We start from the raw sequence: 18,961 nt of genomic DNA, 5'->3' as shown, positions 1-18,961 counted from the left end.
ATCGCGCGTCCCGGCGTATATAAGGGCGAGACCAGAGGCCTGCAAGCACCGTAGAACGCAGGTTTTAGGGATTCTGATGCCTTTTTTGGCAAGGAATTGGAAAGGATTGGGGTTTCTGGAATGGCGCGATTGGTTTTGCGGGGGTTCGATATCAGGAAAGGTTATCTTGATCCTGCGGCCCAGTCGCGGGTGATCGCGGATTTGCGCCCGATTCTGAAAGCTGCGCCCCTGTTCCGGCCTGTTACCCCCTCGGGCAAGGAGATGTCGGTTCGGATGACCTCGGCCGGTGATCTGGGTTGGGTGACCGACAATGCAGGATACCGATATCAGGATCAGCACCCCAAAGGTGGCGACTGGCCGGAAATCCCCGCCACCATCCTGGATATCTGGCGTGATCTGGTCAGCACCGAACGGGCCCCCGATTGCTGTTTGATCAACTACTACGGGGAAGGCGCAAAAATGGGCCTGCACCAGGACAAGGACGAGGCAGATTTTTCATGGCCCGTCCTGTCGGTTTCGCTGGGCGACGATGCCTTGTTTCGGATTGGCAACACGACGCGCGGCGGCAAGACCGAGTCGATCTGGCTGAGCTCGGGGGATGTGGTTGTCATGGGCGGTCCGGCGCGGCTGGCATATCACGGCGTGGATCGGATCAGGTTTGGATCCTCGCGCCTTTTGCCCAAAGGCGGGCGCATAAATCTTACGCTGCGGGTGGCGCGTTAGCGGCGCGCATCCCAGCTTTTCGACACGTGCTGACGAGTAAAGAATTCACCCATAAGACCGATCATCAACAGGGCGATTCCAACCCAGGCCGCGTATTCCCAACTGGTGTTTCTTGGATAATAGTTGCGGAACACGAACCCGCGGGTCTGGTCGATGATATGAAACAGCGGGTTCCAGGCAAACATCATCAACAGCCCGCCACCCAATGCGTTCGCAATGAACATCTTGCCGGAAAACACCATGTTCAGACGGCGATATATATTGGTCAGCATCGAAACGGTCGTCGGGGCCCACGGTTTCAACGCCATGAACACAAGCCCCACCGCGCAGCCGGTAAACCAGGCCAGCACCAGCATTGCGAAGGCGCCGCCGGGGTTCTGCACCTCAAGCGGAGCAACCGCGACACTGTAGACGAACAGGATGATGAACATGGCCAGCAGGAACTTATAGAATGTGCTGAAGGCCGCCGCGAGGATCGTGACCATTACGTTCATCGGCGAATGCAGCATCATCGGGTTATTGGATGACCCAACCCCGGAAATCGCGCCAATCGATTGTATGTGCAACATGAACGGGAACACGCCCGACAGGACATACAGCAGAAATTCGCCCCTGATCCTGGCGACCCCGCCCCGGCCCATCAGCGACATGAGCAGATAGAACGTGACCATCATCACCAGCAATTGCACAACGTTGAGAAGGATCGCGATCACCGCATTCGGATGCTGCGCGCGCACGTTCCGCACCACCGCGTGGAACACCAGTTCCGCAGTCGTCAGTGCACTGCCCAACAGCGTTTGATTGCGCTTGAAATAGAACACTAAAAGGGTCTTTCCTGCCTCGTCGTCCCTAACCTGGCATGAATATCTTGCCGTTCGGTAACCGTCGCATCATAAGTCGGTCACGAGTTTGGATCAACAAACCACAGGAACGGAGCATTTTTGTGACCTACGACGCGCTTATTCCCGTCATCCGGCGTCTGGCCCTTGAGGCTGGCGACAGGATCATGGAAATCTACGAGGCAGACGATTTCGACGTCAAAGTCAAATCAGACTCCAGCCCTGTGACCGAAGCGGATGAGGCAGCCGATGCGCTGATTTCAGCCGGGTTGCGTCAGGCGTTCCCCGATATCCTGCTGATCACCGAAGAACAGGCCGCCTCGCATTCCGAAAAAGGGGATACCTTTCTGATCGTCGATCCGCTGGATGGCACCAAGGAATTCATCAACCGCCGTGGCGATTTCACCGTCAACATCGCGCTGGTCGAGAACGGAACACCGACACGGGGCGTGGTCTATGCCCCGGCGCGGGGCCGCATGTTCTATACGCAGGCCGATGGTCAGGCAGTCGAGGAAACGGGCGCGTTTGACAAGGATGCACCCGGCACCCTGACCCCAATATCCGTCTCTAACCCGGACAATTCCGCGCTTTTGGTCGTGGCTTCAAAGTCGCACCGGGATCAGGCCACCGAGGATTACATCAACAAGTATCAGGTCAAGGACAGCAAAAGCGCGGGATCGTCTCTCAAGTTCTGTCTGGTTGCGACGGGCGAGGCGGATCTTTATCCGCGGGTCGGGCGCACGATGGAATGGGATACGGCGGCAGGGCACGCGGTACTGGCCGGGGCCGGAGGCCGGGTTGTGCGGTTTGACGATCACGCGCCGCTTGTCTATGGCAAAGAGGGCTATGCGAACCCGTTTTTTATCGCGTACGCTCCGGGTGTTAAGCTGAAGGAGGCCTGATGTCAGTTCTGATCGCCATCCCCGCCCGCTATGCCTCGACCCGGTATCCGGGCAAGCCTTTGGTGCCGCTGACCGGCGCGACCGGCGTTTCGATGACACTGATCGAACGGTCCTGGCGGGCGGCCACTTCTGTTGCGGGCGTGGACCGGGTTGTGGTCGCAACCGATGACAACCGCATCCGCGAACTGTCCGAAGGCTTTGGCGCTGAAGTGGTGATGACCTCGGAAAACTGCCAGAACGGCACCGAACGCTGCGCCGAGGCGCACAAGGTTCTGGGCAGCGGATATGACATCGTGGTCAACCTTCAGGGCGATGCACCTCTGACACCGCATTGGTTTGTCGAGGACCTGATCACAGGGCTGCGCGCGGCACCCGATGCTGGCGTGGCCACACCGGTCCTGCGTTGCGACGGGGATGCTTTGAACAGCCTGCTGAACGACCGCAAACATGGCCGCGTTGGCGGCACAACCGCCGTATTCGCGCGCGACAACAGCGCGATGTATTTCTCGAAAGAGGTTGTGCCCTTCACCTCAGAAACCTTTGGCGGGGATGAACCCACGCCGGTGTTTCACCATGTCGGCGTCTATGCCTATCGGCCTGACGCGTTGGCGGCCTATCCGGGCTGGCCAACGGGCCCTCTGGAAAAACTGGAGGGTCTTGAACAGCTCAGGTTCATGGAAAATGGCCGCAAGGTTCTTTGCGTCGAGGTTGACGCCAAGGGCCGTCAATTCTGGGAGCTGAACAACCCGCAGGACGTGCCCAAGATCGAAGAGATGATGGCCGCGATGGGGCTGGAATAGCCGGTTTTTGCCCATGACGCCCCGCGGTTTCCATATCTCGATGACAGGCAATCTGGTTCCAAAGGACGCTTCATGAAACCAATCCTCGTGACCGGTGGTGCCGGATATATCGGGTCGCATGCTTGCAAGGCGCTTGCGCAGGCGGGTTATGTTCCCGTGACCTACGACAATCTAGTCACCGGCTGGCAGGATGCGGTGAAATACGGGCCGTTTGAACAGGGCGACCTGTTGGAGCGGGCACGCCTGGACGAGGTATTTGCCAAACACAAGCCAGTTGCGGTGATGCATTTTGCGGCCCTCAGCCAGGTGGGCGACGCGATGCGGCAACCCGGGCTGTACTGGTCGAACAATGTTACCGGATCGCTGACGCTGATCGAGGCTGCGGTTGCGGCGGGCTGTCTGGATTTCGTGTTCTCGTCCACATGCGCCACCTATGGCGAGCATGACAATGTGGTGCTGGACGAGGCCACCGCCCAACACCCGCTGAACGCCTATGGTGCATCAAAGCGCGCGATCGAGGACATCCTGAGGGATTTCGAAGCGGCCCATGGGCTGCGCCATGTCATTTTCCGGTATTTCAACGTTGCTGGTGCCGATCCCGAAGGCGAAGTGGGCGAGTTTCACCGGCCTGAAACCCATCTGATCCCCCTGATGCTGGATGCGATTGATGGCAAGCGCGAGGGTTTGACCGTTTTTGGCACCGATTACGAAACGCCCGACGGCACATGTATTCGCGATTATGTCCATGTCTGTGATCTGGTCGACGCACATGTTCTGGGGCTGGGCTGGTTGGAACAGGGTAAAGAAAGCCGTGTTTTCAATCTGGGTACCGGCTCGGGGTTTTCCGTGCTTGAAGTGATCGAGCATTCCAAATCCGTCACCAACCGCCCGGTCCCGTATTCGGTTGGTGCCCGACGGGCGGGCGATTGCACCAAGCTGGTGTCCGGCTCTGTCCGCGCCCAAACCGAACTGGGGTGGAAGCCGAAAAGGTCAACGTTAGAGACGATGATTGCGGATGCCTGGCGCTGGCATCAGAACGGCCACTACGAGAAATGAGGCCCCGGTGACGTCCAATACGGTTCAGACACTTCCTGATATCGGTTGGCGACAGGAATACCGGTTGCGCTGGAAACGGCGGCGCCTTCTTTGGCGCTCGATGCGCAGCCGACATCAACTGACCTGCCTGAAAGATCAGACAAGCAGGATACGGGGAAACGACATTCTGGCCTTTACCACCTTGCGGAATGAAATCACCCGCTTGCCCTGGTTCTTCCACCACTATCGCCAGCTGGGCGTGAGCCATTTTCTGATCGTCGACAACGGCAGCGATGACGGCTCGGCTGAATTTCTGCAGGATCAACCGGATGTGTCCCTTTGGCAGACCCGGTCCAGCTATCGCGGATCACGCTTTGGGCTGGACTGGCTCAGCTGGCTACAGATGCGATACGGCCATGGCCATTGGTGCCTGATGGTCGACGCGGATGAGCTGCTGGTTTATGCCCGGCACGACCGCCATTCCCTGCATGAGCTCACAGAATGGCTGAACCGGCAGGGGCGGGCCGGGTTTGGCGCATTGATGCTGGATCTGTATCCAAAGGGGCCGTTGGGCGGCCAAACCTATGACCCGGACACGGACCCGACCAAGGTGCTGAACTGGTTTGACGCAGGCCCGTATCGCGCGCAGCGGCAAAGCCCGATGGGAAACTTATGGGTTCAGGGCGGCGCACGCGAGCGGGTCTTTTTTGCCCAAACGCAGCAGCGATCCCCGACGCTGAACAAGATCCTGCTGATGCGCTGGTCGCGGCGATATGCCTATGTAAACTCGTGCCATTCCGCCCTGCCCCGCCGCCTGAACGCAGTGTATGACGGGCCAGCCGGCGACACCCCGTCCGGCGTTCTGCTGCACACGAAATTTCTGCCGGACATTATTGAAAAATCTAAAACTGAAAAGCTGCGCCGCCAGCATTTTCATGACCCGAACCAGTTCGCTGCGTATTACGATCAGATACTCAATCAACCAGACATGTGGACCCCCCAATCGGTGCGCTATACCGGCTGGTCGCAGTTGCTGGAGCTGGGGCTGATGCGTGACGGCGGCTGGTGTTGAAAACAAATCCAAAGGGATCAACGGCACCTTTACCACTTCCGGGATTTAAAGAAGTTGCCTCAGAAGAGGTAGAAGTGGCATAAACCGACAATGTCCTGTCGCACCAGCGGTCGCGGCGGGTTCGGGGAAAGCTCGCGTTATAATAAAGGTTGGGCAGTCGCGTGAGCCTGTTTGATTCATACAAGATGAGATTGCGGCGCAAGCGCCGTATTCTGCGCTGCCTCAGACGTCGGCGCGAACTTAAGCCCGCCAGCAACAACACGTCTGCCATCCGCCGTGACGATATCCTGTTGATGAGCGTTGTGCGAAACGAGAAAATTCGGCTGCCCTATTTTCTGGAATATTACCGCAAACTGGGCATCGACCATTTTCTGTTCATCGACAATGACAGCGATGACGGCAGTTTCGAGTTCCTGAAAGAGCAAGCCGATGTATCGGTCTGGCGGACGACAACCAGCTACAAATGTGCAAGTTATGGTCTGGACTGGTCGAACTACCTTTTGCGCAAATACGCGCATGGACATTGGGTTCTGAGCGTCGATCCGGATGAGTTTTTTATCTACCCCTTTTGCGACACCCGCCCGATCTGCGCCCTGACAGACTGGCTGGACGGAAGTGCCGTACGCAGCTTCGGCACCATGCTGATCGACATGTACCCCGAAGGACCCGTGGATGCCGAAACCTATCGCGAGGGGCAGGATCCCTTTGAGATTGCGCGGTGGTTCGATCCGGGGAATTACACGATCACCAAAAACCCGGATTACAAGAACCTGTGGATTCAGGGGGGCGCGCGGGCGCGTGTGTTCTTTCGCGACAAGCCATCCAAAGCCCCGGCACTGAACAAGATCCCGCTGGTCAAATGGGATCGGCGGTATGTCTATGTCAGCTCGACCCACTCGCTTTTGCCGCGCGGGCTGAATCAGGTGTACGACGAATGGGGTGGGGAAAAGGCCAGCGGCTCGTTGCTTCATGCCAAGCTGATCGACACCCTTGGCGACAAGGCGCGCGAAGAATTAAAACGCGGCCAGCACTATGGCGGTTCGGGTGAATACGAGGTCTATGCCAAACAGCTTGAAGACAAACCCATATTCTGGTGCGAGTGGTCCGAGGCCTATATCAACTGGCGACAGCTTGAGATTCTGGGCCTGATGTCAAAGGGAAACTGGGCATGAGCGGTCTGGGCATCGTCATGCTGGTTCATACCTCGCTGGACCGGGCCGAACAGGTCGCGCGCCATTGGACCGCTGCCGGATGCCCGGTTGTGATCCATGTGGATCGCAAAGTACCGGGTGCAGAATACGCGCGATGTGTTGCATCCTGTTCGGACAATCCCCGGATCGCATTTTCCGACCGGCACCAATGCGACTGGGGCGGGTGGGGTATCGTTGCCGCCTCACAAACCGCGTCCGAACTGATGCTGGAACGATTTCCGGAAACTCGCCACGTGTTCCTGTCGTCGGGGGCCTGCCTGCCGCTGCGCCCGGTTCAGGAGTTGATCGATTATCTGGCCGACCGGCCCCGTGTCGATTTCATCGAAAGCGCGACAACGTCTGATGTCAGCTGGACAATCGGCGGGTTGGATCATGAACGGTTTACGCTGCGGTTCCCGTTTTCCTGGCGAAAACAGCGCGGATTGTTCGACGCATATGTAAAGCTTCAGCGCGCGGTCGGGTTTCGCCGGAAAATCCCCGACGGTTTGGTTCCGCATATGGGCAGCCAGTGGTGGTGCCTGACCCGTCAAACACTGTCTGCCATTTTGCAGGACCCCAAGCGCAAACAATATGACAGCTACTTCCGCCATGTGTGGATTCCGGATGAAAGCTATTTCCAGACATTGGCGCGGCTGTATTCCACACATATCGAGAGCCGGTCCCTGACCCTGTCCAAGTTCGACTATCAGGGCCGCCCGCACATCTTCTACGACGACCATCTGCAATTGCTACGGCGGTCAGACTGTTTTGTTGCCCGCAAGATCTGGCCCCGTGCGGAACGGCTGTATCAGGCGTTTCTGACCGATCAGGCCAGTGCGATGAAACCAGCCGAACCCAATCCCGGCAAGATTGACCGGGTGTTTTCCAAGGCGGTCGAGCGGCGGACGCGAGGGCGTGACGGGCTGTACATGCAAAGCCGGTTTCCCCGGCACGGCAGTGAAAACGGCCTTACCTCGTCTCCCTATTCCGTATTTCAGGGCTTTTCCGAACTGTTTGAAGACTTCGAAGATTGGCTGGCTGCGGCCACTGGCACACGCGTGCACGGGCACCTGTTCGGACCCGAGCGTGCGGAATTTGCAAAGGGTGAAACCATCACAAACGGTGCGCTCAGCGATTGTGCTTTGCTGCGGGATTACAATCCAACGGCCTTTCTGTCGAACCTGATCTGGAACACACGGGGCGAACGCCAGTGTTTCCAGTTCAGCCCCCGCGACACGCAGGACATCAACTGGTTTCTGGCGCGGGACAAGAATGCGCAAATCTCGGTCATCACAGGGGCCTGGGCAATTCCGCTGTTCCGGTCGAACCTGAACTTCTCGGACATCCGGAGCGAGGCCGCGCGTCTGCAACAGATCGAAACCAAACAGCTTGAGGTTCTGACCTCGGTCTGGACCAAAGCGCGGATGCGTAGCTGGTCTCTGGCCGATTTCATTGAAGCGCCGATGGAGCCCTTGCAGGCGATCCTGGATGAGATTGGCGCGCATCAAGCCAGTCACCTGACAGAAGCGCCCACAATGGTCGATCTGTCCGGCTTCGGGAAGTTCCTGCAAAACCTCAAGAATCAGGGTATGCACCCTTACCTGATGGGCGATTTCCCTTCGGACGATGTGTTCGGCCATCAGACGAAACCCTATCGCAAACCCTATCTGGTGCAGTAATTACCCATGCCAGCCAATTTTGATTACTTCGTTGTTCTGGCCGCCATGCGCACAGGGTCGAACCTTCTTGAGGCCAACCTGAACGCGCTGGACGGGGTTTCCTGTCATGGCGAAGCCTTTAACCCGCATTTTGCCGGCAACCTGAAGTCCGATACCCTTCTGGGTCTGTCGCTGGAAGACCGCGATGCAGATCCGATGCGGCTGTTGAGGGCAATCCGGTCGGCACCGGGTGGCTTGAACGGTTTTCGGTATTTCCAGGACCACGATCCGCGCATTCTGAAGCCTGTGCTGAATGATCCGCGCTGTGCCAAGATCATTCTCACACGCAATCCGCTGGACAGTTTTCTGTCCCTGAAAATCGCGCGCACCACGCAGCAATGGCTGCTGAAGAACGTGAAGCGTCGCGTCGATGCACAGGTTGCTTTTGACGGGATTGAGTTTTCTGAGTATCTCGATCAGGTCCACGGCCACCAACACATGTTGCATCGGCATTTACAGAAGACCGGGCAAACCGCTTTTTTCATCACCTATGACGACTTGGCCGAGTTGGACGTTCTGAACGGTCTGGCCGCATGGCTGGGGGTCGAGGCGCGGCTGAGCAAGCTGGATGATACTCTGAAACCGCAAAACCCGGCACCTGCCGTATCGAAGGTCACCAACCCCGATGAGATGCAAGACGCCCTGTCCAAGCTGGACAGGTTCGGATTGCACCAGCCTTCCCGTTTCGAACCAAACCGGGGGGCGGCAGTACCGCAATACATTGCCGCAGCCGGATCAGCATTGATGTATTTGCCCATTCGCGGCGGAATAGAGCCTGTTATTGCGCAATGGATGGCCGACATGGATGGCTGTTCTACGGACGATCTGGTCACAAACCGGAACCGCAAGGAAATCCGCGTCTGGATGCAAGACCACCCCGGACACCGGAAGTTCACCGTGTTGCGCCACCCGCTGGCACGGGCGCATTCGGCGTTTTGCCAGTACATTCTGGATACCGGGCCGGGCAGTTACAAGATGGTCCGCAATTACCTGCGCAACCGCCTCGACCTGCCGATCCCCGGGCAGGTGCGCGACACCAATTACTCGGTCGAACAACATCGGGATGTGTTTCTGGCGTTCCTCGGATTCCTGCGCATGAACCTCAACGGCCAGACGCCGATCCGCGTTGACGGGACGTGGTGCAGCCAGTCCCGAACGCTGGATGGTATTGCCAGCTTTCTGATGCCGGACCTGATTCTGCGGGAAGAAGAGCTGACCACGGCGCTGCCGGATCTGGCTCGCTCAACAGGTCACCTCAATCCGCCTGCACCCGGCCGGTGCGCGCAGGATGTTCCGTATACGCTGGATCAGATCTATGACGAACAGCTTGAAGCGCTGGCATCCGAGACCTACCAGCGCGACTATGAAACGTTCGGGTTTGGCGCGTGGATGCCTATGCCTCCTAAGGGCGCAGAGTGATCAGCGTCCCCCGGTTGACCATCGCATAGATTTCTTCGATCTCGTCATTCTTGACCGCGATGCATCCCGCTGTCCAATCCGGTGTTTTCTTGGCGCGCTTGAACTCGGATCGCAGATTGGGCTGGCCGTGAATGAAGATGTCCCCACCCGGATCAACTCCTGCTGCCTTGGCCTTGGCGATGTCCTGAGAGTTGGGATACGAAATCCCGATAGACAGGTGATAGCGGCTTTTGGGGTTGTGGCGATCGATCAGGTAGCTTCCTTCGGGCGTACGACCGTCTCCGCGTTTGGTTTTTGTGCCCTGCGGCGCAAATCCCAGATCCACATCATATTCCTTGAGGACTTTTTCGTGGTGCAACAAATAAAGTTTGCGCGCGCCCTTGTTGACCACCAGCGAGGTGACCTCGGGGCCATTATAAGTCAAAAAATTTGGACGGGCTGATGCACAAGCCGATAGGCCCAGCGTTGCAACCGCCCCCAATCCGAATGCTCGACGATCCATGTTTCACTGCCTGCTTTGTTTTTTGGGGCTTATTATGCCAAAAAATGCGAAAACTGAAATCACTTTTTGATGTTTGAGTTTTCGGTCAGATGTCGTTCGATGCTTTCCAGCCGTTCCAGAACCTCATCACGATACGCGTCTGTTTTGACCTCATCCTCGGCATGATGCGCGTCCTGCATGGAATTTACGATCAGGCCCACCAACAGGTTCACCACCGCAAAGGTGGTGACCATGATGAAGGGGACGAAGAACAGCCAGGCATAGGGATAAACCTCCATCACCGGGCGGACGATCCCCATCGACCAGCTTTCCAGCGTCATGATCTGAAACAGTGTATAGGCTGACCGGCCAAGATCGCCGAACCAATCCGGGAAGGTTGCCGAGAACAGCTTGGTCGAGATCACTGCCCCGATATAGAACAGAATTGCCATCAGCAGGAACACACTGGCCATTCCCGGCAGGGCCGAGATGAACCCTTCGACCACCCGGCGCAGTCTTGGCGCAACGGAAATCACGCGCAATACCCGCAGGATTCGCAGGGCCCGCAGAACCGACAGGCCTCCGGCGCTGGGAACAAGCGCAATGCCGACGATCAGGAAATCGAAATTGTTCCAGCCGTTTGTGAAAAACCTGCGTCCGGTCGCGGTCAGCTTCATGGTGATTTCCGCCACAAAGATCGCAAGGCACAGTTTGTCCAGCATCACGATCAGCGGTCCGGCGGCTTCCATCAGCGTCGGCGACGTCTCCATCCCCAAAAGCACTGCGTTAAAGATGATGACAGCCGTTATGAATTGCCCGAACACGGGCGCTTCGATGATGTTCAGCAAACGCTGTCTGAAACCCATGGGTCGCTTTCTCCTGTCTGATCAAGATGCGGCGTTCAGGGTAAACCGCGCAGCAAGTTCCGTATGTGACGACCATCGAAACTGGTCAACGACCTGTACCCATTCAAGGGTGTAGCCAGCGTTAACCAATATTTTTGCATCACGCGCGAAGGTGACGGGGTTGCACGACACATAGGCAATCACCGGGCGCATGGCCTGTGCCAGCTCGGCCACCTGTGCATCGGCACCGGCGCGGGGCGGGTCCAGAACGATTGCGTCAAACGATTTCAGTTCGTCCGGCATCAATGGACGACGGAACAGGTCGCGGGCCTCGGTCGTCACGCGTTTCAGACCTTGCGCCCTGCGCCAGCCCTGATCCAGTGCCTGCACCATGTCTGCTGCACCTTCGACCGCGTGAACCTCGGCTTTTTCTGCCAGAGGCAATGAGAATGTGCCGCTGCCCGCAAACAGGTCAACAATTCGTTTCGCACCCTGCGTCGCCTCGGAAACGGCCTGTAATAGAGCCTGTTCTCCGTCCTTGGTCGCCTGAAGGAAGGCACCGGGCGGCGGCGTGACGGCAGCGGCCCCAAAGCGCTGAACCGGAGCGTGGCGCATGGCGATCACTTCACCATCCCAGCTGAGCCGCGCCAGACCGTGATTTTCGGTCGCTTGCGCGAGTGCCTGTTCCAGCGGCCCATCCAAGGGCTTGCCGCCCTTGACGGCCACATCCATCCCGCCCTCGGACAGGGTGAGCGTGACGGCCAAGACGTCCTTGCGGCTGCCTCCCAGAACCGCCAGCGCCTCGGCCACAGGAATTGCGGCGATCAGGGCCGGGTCGAGCAAACGGCAATCCGGGATTTCGGTGATCATATCCGACGCACGTCCATGGAACCCTGCCAATGTGCCTTTCTTGGTCCGCCTGACGGCAACCGTGGCGCGTCGGCGTGAGTGTTCGGGTGATGTGTGTATCGGACGCATCGGCGCCTCAAGCCCCTGCGCGGACAGGGCGTTGCGGACAATGCTCAGTTTCCAGTCGGCGACAAACGCATCAGAGGCGTGTTGCAGCTGGCAGCCGCCGCAAGCTTTGTAATGGCGACACGGGGCCTTTACCCGGTCATCAGACGGTACTTCGACACGGATATCGGTCAGCACCTGATCAACAAGGGTGCCGCTAACGATCTCACCCGGAAGGGTGCGCGGAGCGTAAACGGGCCCATCAGCGATGCCGTCGCCCTGATGGCCAAGCCGGGTGATTGTGTATTTCTGCGTCATGAGGGGCCTGATATCCGGGCTTTGGGTGCAACAAAACCCTTATTCGGCAGCTTCCGCCTGAATGAAGCCACCAGATTGCCGATGCCAGAACCGGGCATAAAGCCCCCCCTGATCCAAAAGATCCTCGTGAGTTCCGGTTTCCACGATTTGCCCCTGATCCAGAACGATGATCCGGTCCATCTCGCTGAGTGTCGACAATCTGTGAGCGATGGCCAGAACGGTTTTTCCCTGCATCACCCGATGAAGCGCCGACTGAATCGACGCCTCGACCTCGGAATCAAGGGCCGAAGTTGCTTCGTCCAGAACCAGAATGGGCGCATCCTTGAGAATGGCGCGAGCCAGGGCGATCCGTTGCCTTTGGCCGCCGCTGAGCTTTACGCCGCGCTCGCCCAAATGAGCGTCATAGCCGGTGCGGCCCTGGGCGTCCTTGAGGCTCAGGATGAAGTCATGCGCTTCGGCCTTGATTGCCGCTTCGATCAACTCGGCCTCGGACGCGTCCGGGCGGCCATAGAGGATGTTTTCGCGGGCAGACCGGTTGAACATCGCCGTTTCCTGCGTGACCATGCCGATCTGGCGGCGCAAACTGTCTTGGGTGACTTGCGACACGTCCTGCCCATCGATGCTAATGGCGCCGTTTTCCCTGTCATAGAGCCGAAGAAGAAGCGAAACGAGTGTTGATTTGCCCGCCCCTGAGGCACCGACAATTCCCAACTTCTCGCCCGGTTTCACACTTAGCGTCAGGTCCGTAACACCGCCGACGTCCCGGCCGTATGCAAAACTGACATCTTCGAACGCGATGGCCCCTTCGGTCACATCAAGATCTTTCGCGCTGCGCGCATCTTCGACCCTGTCCCGTTTGGCCAGCGCCTTCATTCCGTTTTCAATCTCGCCCACATTGGCGTAGAGGCCCATCAACGTGAAGCTGACCCATCCGGTCATCTGCGAAATCCGGACCGACACCGCACCAGCGGCAACGATGTCACCGGCGGTCGCCGTTCCGAACTGCCACAACCACAGCGTCGCCCCCAGCAGAAGAACAGGCAGAATACCGGCAAGCGCCATCAGGACGAACCGGAAACTGGCCGACAGCTTGCCGAATGCCAGCGATTTTTTCCGCAACTCGACCATTGAATGCCGCGCGGCCTGATCTTCGAAATCCGAGTGTGCAAATAGCTTGACGGTTTTGATGTTGGTGATCGTGTCGACCACCTGCCCGGAAACCATCGCCCGCGCGCCCGCACGTGCGGCCGAGCGCATACGAATACGCGGCAGGTACCAGCGCACAAGCAGGAAATAGACCACCAGCCAGGCCGCAAAAGGCAGCATCACCAAAGGATGAATAGACCCTAACAAAAGCAAAGAGCCCACCAGTGACGCCAAGGCAAACACAATCGCACTGATCGTTTCGGACACGACCGAGGCCATGGCGTTCGACGTCTGCATCTGTTTCTGGGCAATGCGCCCGGCGAAATCATCGTCGAAATAGGTGACAGACTGGCCCAACGTCCAGCGGTTCAGCTTGGCCAGCACCAAAGGCGTGATGTTGGGCATCACGATATAGTTGTTGGAAATCGAAGACAGCCCAAACAGGATCGGGCGCAGCAACACGAAAAACACCACCGCCCCAAAGATCATCCACATATTCCCGGCGGTCATGAAGTGCTCGGGCCCGCTGGATGTTGCCACATCAATCACACGCCCCAGAATCCACGCTGTTCCAGCCTCCATCGCGCCTGCCAGGGCCGAAAAGAACGCGGCGACAAACAGCATGGGCCAGGCGCCCGAAAGGCTCCAGCGAATGAACGCCCCCAATGTCTGTGGCGGGGGCGTTTCAGTGGTCCTGAACGGATAGATGAGATCGGCGATCTTCATTCAGCGGCCTCCGGGTTCATGAAGCCGCCAGATTGCCGCGCCCAGAACTGCGCGTAAAGGCCACCCTGTGCCAGAAGATCAGAATGCGCGCCCTCTTCGACGATGCAGCCCCCGTCCATCACCAGAATGCGGTCCATTTGCGCAATGGTGCTGAGCCGGTGCGCGATGGCAATCACGGTCTTGCCCTGCATCATTCCGTAGAGCGTTTCCTGAATTGACGCTTCGACCTCGGAATCCAACGCCGATGTCGCCTCGTCCAGCAAGAGGATTGGTGCGTCCTTCAGGATCACGCGGGCCAGCGTTATCCGCTGCCGCTGACCACCGGACAGCTTTACGCCCCGCTCACCCACATGCGCGTCGTACCCGGTGCGCCCCTGCGGGTCTTGCAGGTCAAGGATGAACGCGTGCGCTTCGGCCTGTTTGGCTGCGGCAATCATCTGCGCCTCGGTCGCATCCGGGCGACCGTAAAGGATGTTGTCACGCACAGACCGGTGCAGCAGCGCACTGTCTTGCTGGACCATGCCGATATGGCTGCGCAGGCTGTCCTGTGTGACACCCGCAATGTTCTGATCATCGATCAGAATGGCACCGCGTTCGACGTCATAAAACCGCAAAAGCAACTTTACCAGGGTCGATTTCCCGGCACCCGACCGCCCAATGAGACCGACCTTTTCGCCGGGCTGAATGGTCAGGTTGATGTGGTCAAGCCCACCGGCCTCGCGCCCGTAATGGTGCGAGAGATCGCGGATCCGGATCTCACCCCTGGTCAAGCGCAGGGGTTTGGCTTCGCGCGCGTCAAGCAGGTCGATGGGTTGCGCGATGGTCTCCATCCCCTCGGCCACTATACCAAGCTGGCGGAAAAAGCTGGTCAGCGCCCACATGATCCATCCGGTCATGGCGTTCAGGCGCAGGGTCAGCGCGGTTGCTGCCGCAACGACGCCAACCGAAGCGGAACCCTGCATCCACAGGGCAATTGCCCAGCCCACGACACCTACGATCAGCACCCCGTTCAGGGTAACCAGAACCGCATCCATGATGGTGAAAATCCGCATCTCGATCTGGAATGTCCGGCGGGTTTCCTCGATCGCTTCACGGGCATAGTCCAGCTCTTGCGGGCCATGGGCGAACATCTTGACGGAATGAATGTTGGTATAGCTGTCCACGACGCGGCCCGTGACGGTTGACCGCGCATCGGATGCCGCCTTGGACGCCGGCCCGACACGGTGAACAGTCCAGCGCACCAGCATCGCGTAGAACGCAAACCAGACCAGCAGCGGGATCAGCAGGCGCGCATCCGCAGCATAAAGCAGGATCGCCGCCCCGATTAGGTAGGCAAGTGAAAAGGAAATCGCGTCAAAGACCTGAAAGATCACTTCACCCGCCGCGGGCGGTGTCTGCATGATCCGGTTGGCAATCCGTCCGGCAAAATCATTCTCGAACCAGCCAACCGACTGACGCAGAACGTGCTTATGGGCGCGCCAGCGGATCAGAGTGCCAAAGTTCGGTAGGATCGTGTTGTTCAGGATCAGTACGTCGACCAGATGCAACAAAGGGCGCAGAAACAGGACAAAGGCCGCGATCAACAGCAGCTCGGTCCCGTGGTTCTGCCACACCTCGGTCGGGGTACCGCCCAACAGGTCGACGACGCGACCCATATAATAGATCAACCCGATTTCGACACCGGCGACGATGATGGAAATCAGCGCAGCCCAGACAAAGACCCGGTAGAACGGGCGCGAATAGTCCAGCAGGAACGGCCATAGCCGGGTCGGCGGCGTGTCGGCCTCATGATAGGCGACAAAAGGGTCAACAAGGTTTTCGAAATAGCGAAACATGGAGTGTGCTCCGATTGAGCAAAGAAAAAGACGTGCGAAGACAGATGGCGCCTGAACACCACCCTTTACGGGGCAAGTGTCCCGGCTTTAGCCGAACCAGATCCCGTAATACATTCGCATTCCTCCATCCATGTGACGGGCGCACCTAACCACAATGGGCCAAAGTTGTCATCCCCTTTTGAGACTAAACATCAGCTTGCAAGCAAGTCTTCACGTGACAGCGCAAAACCCGACGCGATCCAGCGGCTTTCAAGCTCGGCCAGTTTCTGGCCCAGCGCCGGGCCGGTATACCCGGGGATCAGGTCCCTGGCCTGTATCGGGAAACGCGCGGCTGCACCTGCGTGCAAGTCCTGTCTGAAGCTTTCGGACCAGGGCTGTTCAAAAAAGGCGCACCGTAAAAGGGTTTTGTTCAAACCGCCTTCGTCACCATACCGATAGCCCAGTTCAGCCACGCTGGTGGTTGACTGCGCTTCGCTCCGCATTCTGGTCAGGCGTTGCAGTTGCGAACGGCTCAGGCGCAGGGTTGCGGCGTCATCGGGTGTCGCGATTGCCGCCAGACGGCGCAGGGGGTTCGACTCGGCACCTGCCGCATGTTCCAAAGCGATCAGAGGTGCCAGTGACCGGTCATCCGCGCCCGGCAGCAATTGCGCTAATACGCCTGTGCTGCGCATCGTCGCAATAGCCGGGGCCGGATCGGGTGCGCCCAGCAGTTTCAGCAGTTCGGCCCCGACGCGTTCCCGCGACAACAAGGCCAGCCCTTCCAAATTGGCTCCAATGGCAGCCAGAGCATCCGGGTCGAAACCGGCATCCGGGTCACCATACCAGGCGTGAAACCGGAAATAGCGCAGTGACCGCAGATAGTCTTCGCGAATGCGGTCCTCGGCCTCACCGATGAACCGAACGCGCCGGGCCTGAAGGTCGGGGAGCCCGCCAAGCGGGTCTAACACAGTGCCATCGGGCTTTGCATAAAGTGCATTCATGGTAAAGTCGCGCCGCGCAGCATCTTCTTCGACGTAATCGGAAAAGGCGATGACCGCGCGGCGACCATCGGTTTCGACGTCACGCCGGAAAGTGGTGATCTCGTGCGGGATACCGGCGCTGACCACTGTAATCGTGCCATGGTCGATACCGGTAGGGATAGCCTTGAGGCCCGCAGCCTGCGCCATATCGACAACCTGTTCAGGCCGGGCGTCAGTGGCAATGTCGATATCCGACACCGGCGCGCCCAGCAGCGCATTGCGCACGCACCCGCCCACAAAAAGCGCCTGCGCCCCGGATGAGGTCAGGGCGGCGCATACCTTTTGGGTCGCCGGTTCGCTGACCCAAAGTTCCTCAATCTGCATCATTCATCCACCCGTGCTGCAAGCCCGCGCAATATGCGGGCCGTCGCGCCCCATATGTAATAAGGGCCGTACGGAACTGTGTAATATCTGCGTTTTTGACCGCGCCAGAGGCGCGATTCAACCAGATAATTCTTGGGATTCAAAAGATGCGCAAGGGGGGTCGAAAAGACTTCGTCGACTTCGCCGGGTTCCGGAACAGGTTGAAATCCCTTTCGAAGAACGGCCACCACGGGTGTGACCGTGAAAGAGGTGACTGTTTCATGCGTCGGCAGGTAACCAAGGATTTCGGGAAGGTCCGCGGGCAGGCCGATCTCTTCCTGTGCTTCGCGCAGGGCCGTTGCCGTGACATCCGCATCCCCTTCATCCTGTTTGCCGCCTGGAAACGCGATCTGACCCGGATGGTGTTTGAGGGCTGAGGACCGTTTCGTCAGGATCACCCGAGGGGTGTCATCTGCAAGCGAGATTGCGACAAGAACCCCCGCCGGGCGCAGGCGACGCCCGGGCGGCAGGGCGGTATCCGGGTTCAGGTCAAAGTCGCTGGACCCGTGACCGGGACGGCGCAGCGCCGCCCGGATCTGTTCAATCGGGTCAAGCACCCTTGCGGTCTTCGGCTTCAAAGCCAACCGTTGACGGATCAAGCACATAATGTGCGCCGCAGAACTGGCAATCTGCGGTGACCTGACCTTCGGGCGTCGTCATCTTTTCGAGGTCCTTTGCCGAATAGATCGACAAGCTCTGCCGTACCCGGTCTTCGGAGCAGGTGCAACCAAACTGCACGGACTGCGCATCATAGACCCGTGGCTGTTCTTCGTGGAACAGCCGGATCAACAAATCAGTCGGCGCAATCGAGGGACCAATCAGCTCAAGATCCTCGACCGTGTCCAGCAGGATATTGACCCGCCCCCAATTCTCGCCCTCTTCACCGTCGACCAGATCGCTGGCAGTCAGAATCTCGCCGCTGCCTTCCCCCGAGGCGGCAAATGGCGAGGCTTTGGGCATATGCTGCAACATGATGCCCCCGGCACGCCAGTGTTCATCCACGCCGGGCTCGGTCGATTTGCCAAAGCTCAGCGAGAACCGGGTAGGCAGCTGTTCAGACTGTGCAAAATAGGCCTCGGCGCAGGCGCTGAGAGAGGCCCCGGTCAGCGGAGTGATGCCCTGATATGGCTGTGTGCCTTCGCCCTGATCTATCATGATGGCAAAATAGCCCTCGCCCACCTGATCGAAGGGTGTCGCATCTGTCAGCCGGTCACGGTCAAAGCTGGCATAGGCCCGGATCTGCGCCGGCTGGCCTTCGGCCTTGGGTGCGTAATAGTCGGTCGCAATCATGCGCACAGGCCCCTTGGATTGCACCTGCAACGACAGTTTCCAGCGCAGCGCAACCGTCTGCCCGATCAATGCGGTCAGCAGGGCCATCTCGGCCACCAGCGCCTCGACCTGTTCGGGGTAGTCATGCTGCTTGAGGATGCCATCCAGCACACCATCCAGACGAGCCACACGGCCACGCATATCCGATACATCGAGTTGAAAGGGCAGGACTGTATCGTCCCACGCGATTTTCGTTCCAAGAGACATGGGGTTTCCTTACGCGCCACAGGTTGGCATACCGGCACCA

Annotated in this window: 17 protein-coding genes; 8 read left to right on the top strand and 9 right to left on the bottom strand. The window is 58.6% G+C overall.

The window, feature by feature from the left end; genetic code table 11:
* Positions 1 to 120 precede the first annotated feature (120 nt).
* Positions 121 to 723, top strand: a complete 603-nt coding sequence (locus I9188_RS12450) for an alpha-ketoglutarate-dependent dioxygenase AlkB (RefSeq protein ID WP_209506915.1) — start codon at positions 121 to 123, stop codon at positions 721 to 723.
* On the opposite strand, the gene I9188_RS12445 is transcribed toward I9188_RS12450, so the two are convergent.
* Complete coding sequence (locus I9188_RS12445; protein ID WP_209506914.1) at positions 720 to 1,544, bottom strand: ABC transporter permease; 825 nt, start codon at positions 1,542 to 1,544, stop codon at positions 720 to 722. The genes I9188_RS12450 and I9188_RS12445 overlap by 4 nt on opposite strands.
* A 122-nt stretch (positions 1,545 to 1,666) precedes the next feature.
* Between I9188_RS12445 and cysQ the strand changes: the two genes are divergently transcribed.
* From cysQ to I9188_RS12410, 7 genes are all read left to right on the top strand, one after another.
* Positions 1,667 to 2,464: a 3'(2'),5'-bisphosphate nucleotidase CysQ gene (cysQ, locus tag I9188_RS12440; protein WP_209506913.1), complete on the top strand. Its 798-nt coding sequence runs from the start codon at positions 1,667 to 1,669 to the stop codon at positions 2,462 to 2,464.
* Positions 2,464 to 3,264 (top strand): manno-octulosonate cytidylyltransferase, encoded by an 801-nt coding sequence (locus I9188_RS12435; protein WP_209506912.1) that lies wholly within the window; start codon positions 2,464 to 2,466, stop codon positions 3,262 to 3,264. The genes cysQ and I9188_RS12435 overlap by 1 nt, the downstream gene beginning before the upstream one ends.
* A gap of 72 nt (positions 3,265 to 3,336) precedes the next feature.
* Positions 3,337 to 4,320, top strand: coding sequence for a UDP-glucose 4-epimerase GalE (gene galE, locus I9188_RS12430; protein ID WP_209506911.1), 984 nt, complete (start codon positions 3,337 to 3,339; stop codon positions 4,318 to 4,320).
* Between the two features lie 100 nt (positions 4,321 to 4,420).
* Complete coding sequence (locus I9188_RS12425) at positions 4,421 to 5,371, top strand: glycosyltransferase family 2 protein (protein WP_245220622.1); 951 nt, start codon at positions 4,421 to 4,423, stop codon at positions 5,369 to 5,371.
* A 185-nt stretch (positions 5,372 to 5,556) separates the two neighbouring features.
* Entirely contained in the window at positions 5,557 to 6,543 is a 987-nt protein-coding gene (locus I9188_RS12420) for a glycosyltransferase family 2 protein (RefSeq protein WP_209507010.1), read from the top strand.
* Positions 6,540 to 8,240, top strand: a complete 1,701-nt coding sequence (locus I9188_RS12415) for a beta-1,6-N-acetylglucosaminyltransferase (RefSeq protein ID WP_209506909.1) — start codon at positions 6,540 to 6,542, stop codon at positions 8,238 to 8,240. The genes I9188_RS12420 and I9188_RS12415 overlap by 4 nt, the downstream gene beginning before the upstream one ends.
* 6 nt (positions 8,241 to 8,246) lie before the next feature.
* The gene (locus tag I9188_RS12410) at positions 8,247 to 9,698 is read left to right on the top strand and encodes a nodulation protein NodH (RefSeq protein ID WP_209506908.1); all 1,452 of its coding nucleotides are present in this window, start codon (positions 8,247 to 8,249) and stop codon (positions 9,696 to 9,698) included.
* Here the strand turns inward: I9188_RS12410 and I9188_RS12405 are convergent.
* From I9188_RS12405 to I9188_RS12370, 8 genes are all read right to left on the bottom strand, one after another.
* A complete protein-coding gene (locus I9188_RS12405; protein WP_209506907.1) occupies positions 9,682 to 10,200 on the bottom strand; it encodes a L,D-transpeptidase family protein in 519 nt (172 codons plus the stop codon). The genes I9188_RS12410 and I9188_RS12405 overlap by 17 nt on opposite strands.
* 59 nt (positions 10,201 to 10,259) lie before the next feature.
* A complete protein-coding gene (locus I9188_RS12400) occupies positions 10,260 to 11,045 on the bottom strand; it encodes an ion transporter (protein ID WP_209506906.1) in 786 nt (261 codons plus the stop codon).
* Positions 11,046 to 11,066: 21 nt separating this feature from the next.
* Positions 11,067 to 12,296, bottom strand: coding sequence for an RsmD family RNA methyltransferase (locus I9188_RS12395; RefSeq protein WP_209506905.1), 1,230 nt, complete (start codon positions 12,294 to 12,296; stop codon positions 11,067 to 11,069).
* A 39-nt stretch (positions 12,297 to 12,335) separates the two neighbouring features.
* A complete protein-coding gene (locus tag I9188_RS12390) occupies positions 12,336 to 14,168 on the bottom strand; it encodes an ABC transporter ATP-binding protein (protein ID WP_209506904.1) in 1,833 nt (610 codons plus the stop codon).
* Positions 14,165 to 16,003, bottom strand: coding sequence for an ABC transporter ATP-binding protein (locus tag I9188_RS12385; RefSeq protein ID WP_209506903.1), 1,839 nt, complete (start codon positions 16,001 to 16,003; stop codon positions 14,165 to 14,167). The genes I9188_RS12390 and I9188_RS12385 overlap by 4 nt, the downstream gene beginning before the upstream one ends.
* Positions 16,004 to 16,194: 191 nt before the next feature.
* A complete protein-coding gene (locus I9188_RS12380) occupies positions 16,195 to 17,349 on the bottom strand; it encodes a CCA tRNA nucleotidyltransferase (protein WP_209506902.1) in 1,155 nt (384 codons plus the stop codon).
* Entirely contained in the window at positions 17,346 to 17,942 is a 597-nt protein-coding gene (locus I9188_RS12375; protein ID WP_348540338.1) for a CoA pyrophosphatase, read from the bottom strand. The genes I9188_RS12380 and I9188_RS12375 overlap by 4 nt, the downstream gene beginning before the upstream one ends.
* Positions 17,935 to 18,921, bottom strand: a complete 987-nt coding sequence (locus I9188_RS12370) for an Hsp33 family molecular chaperone HslO (protein ID WP_209506900.1) — start codon at positions 18,919 to 18,921, stop codon at positions 17,935 to 17,937. The genes I9188_RS12375 and I9188_RS12370 overlap by 8 nt, the downstream gene beginning before the upstream one ends.
* Between the last annotated feature and the right edge of the window lie 40 nt (positions 18,922 to 18,961).

It is taken from the genome of Ruegeria sp. HKCCSA071, assembly GCF_017872555.1.
Taxonomy (GTDB): domain Bacteria; phylum Pseudomonadota; class Alphaproteobacteria; order Rhodobacterales; family Rhodobacteraceae; genus Ruegeria.
Note: the sequence above shows the minus strand (reverse complement) of the source record. Positions and strands in the feature narration are given on the sequence as shown.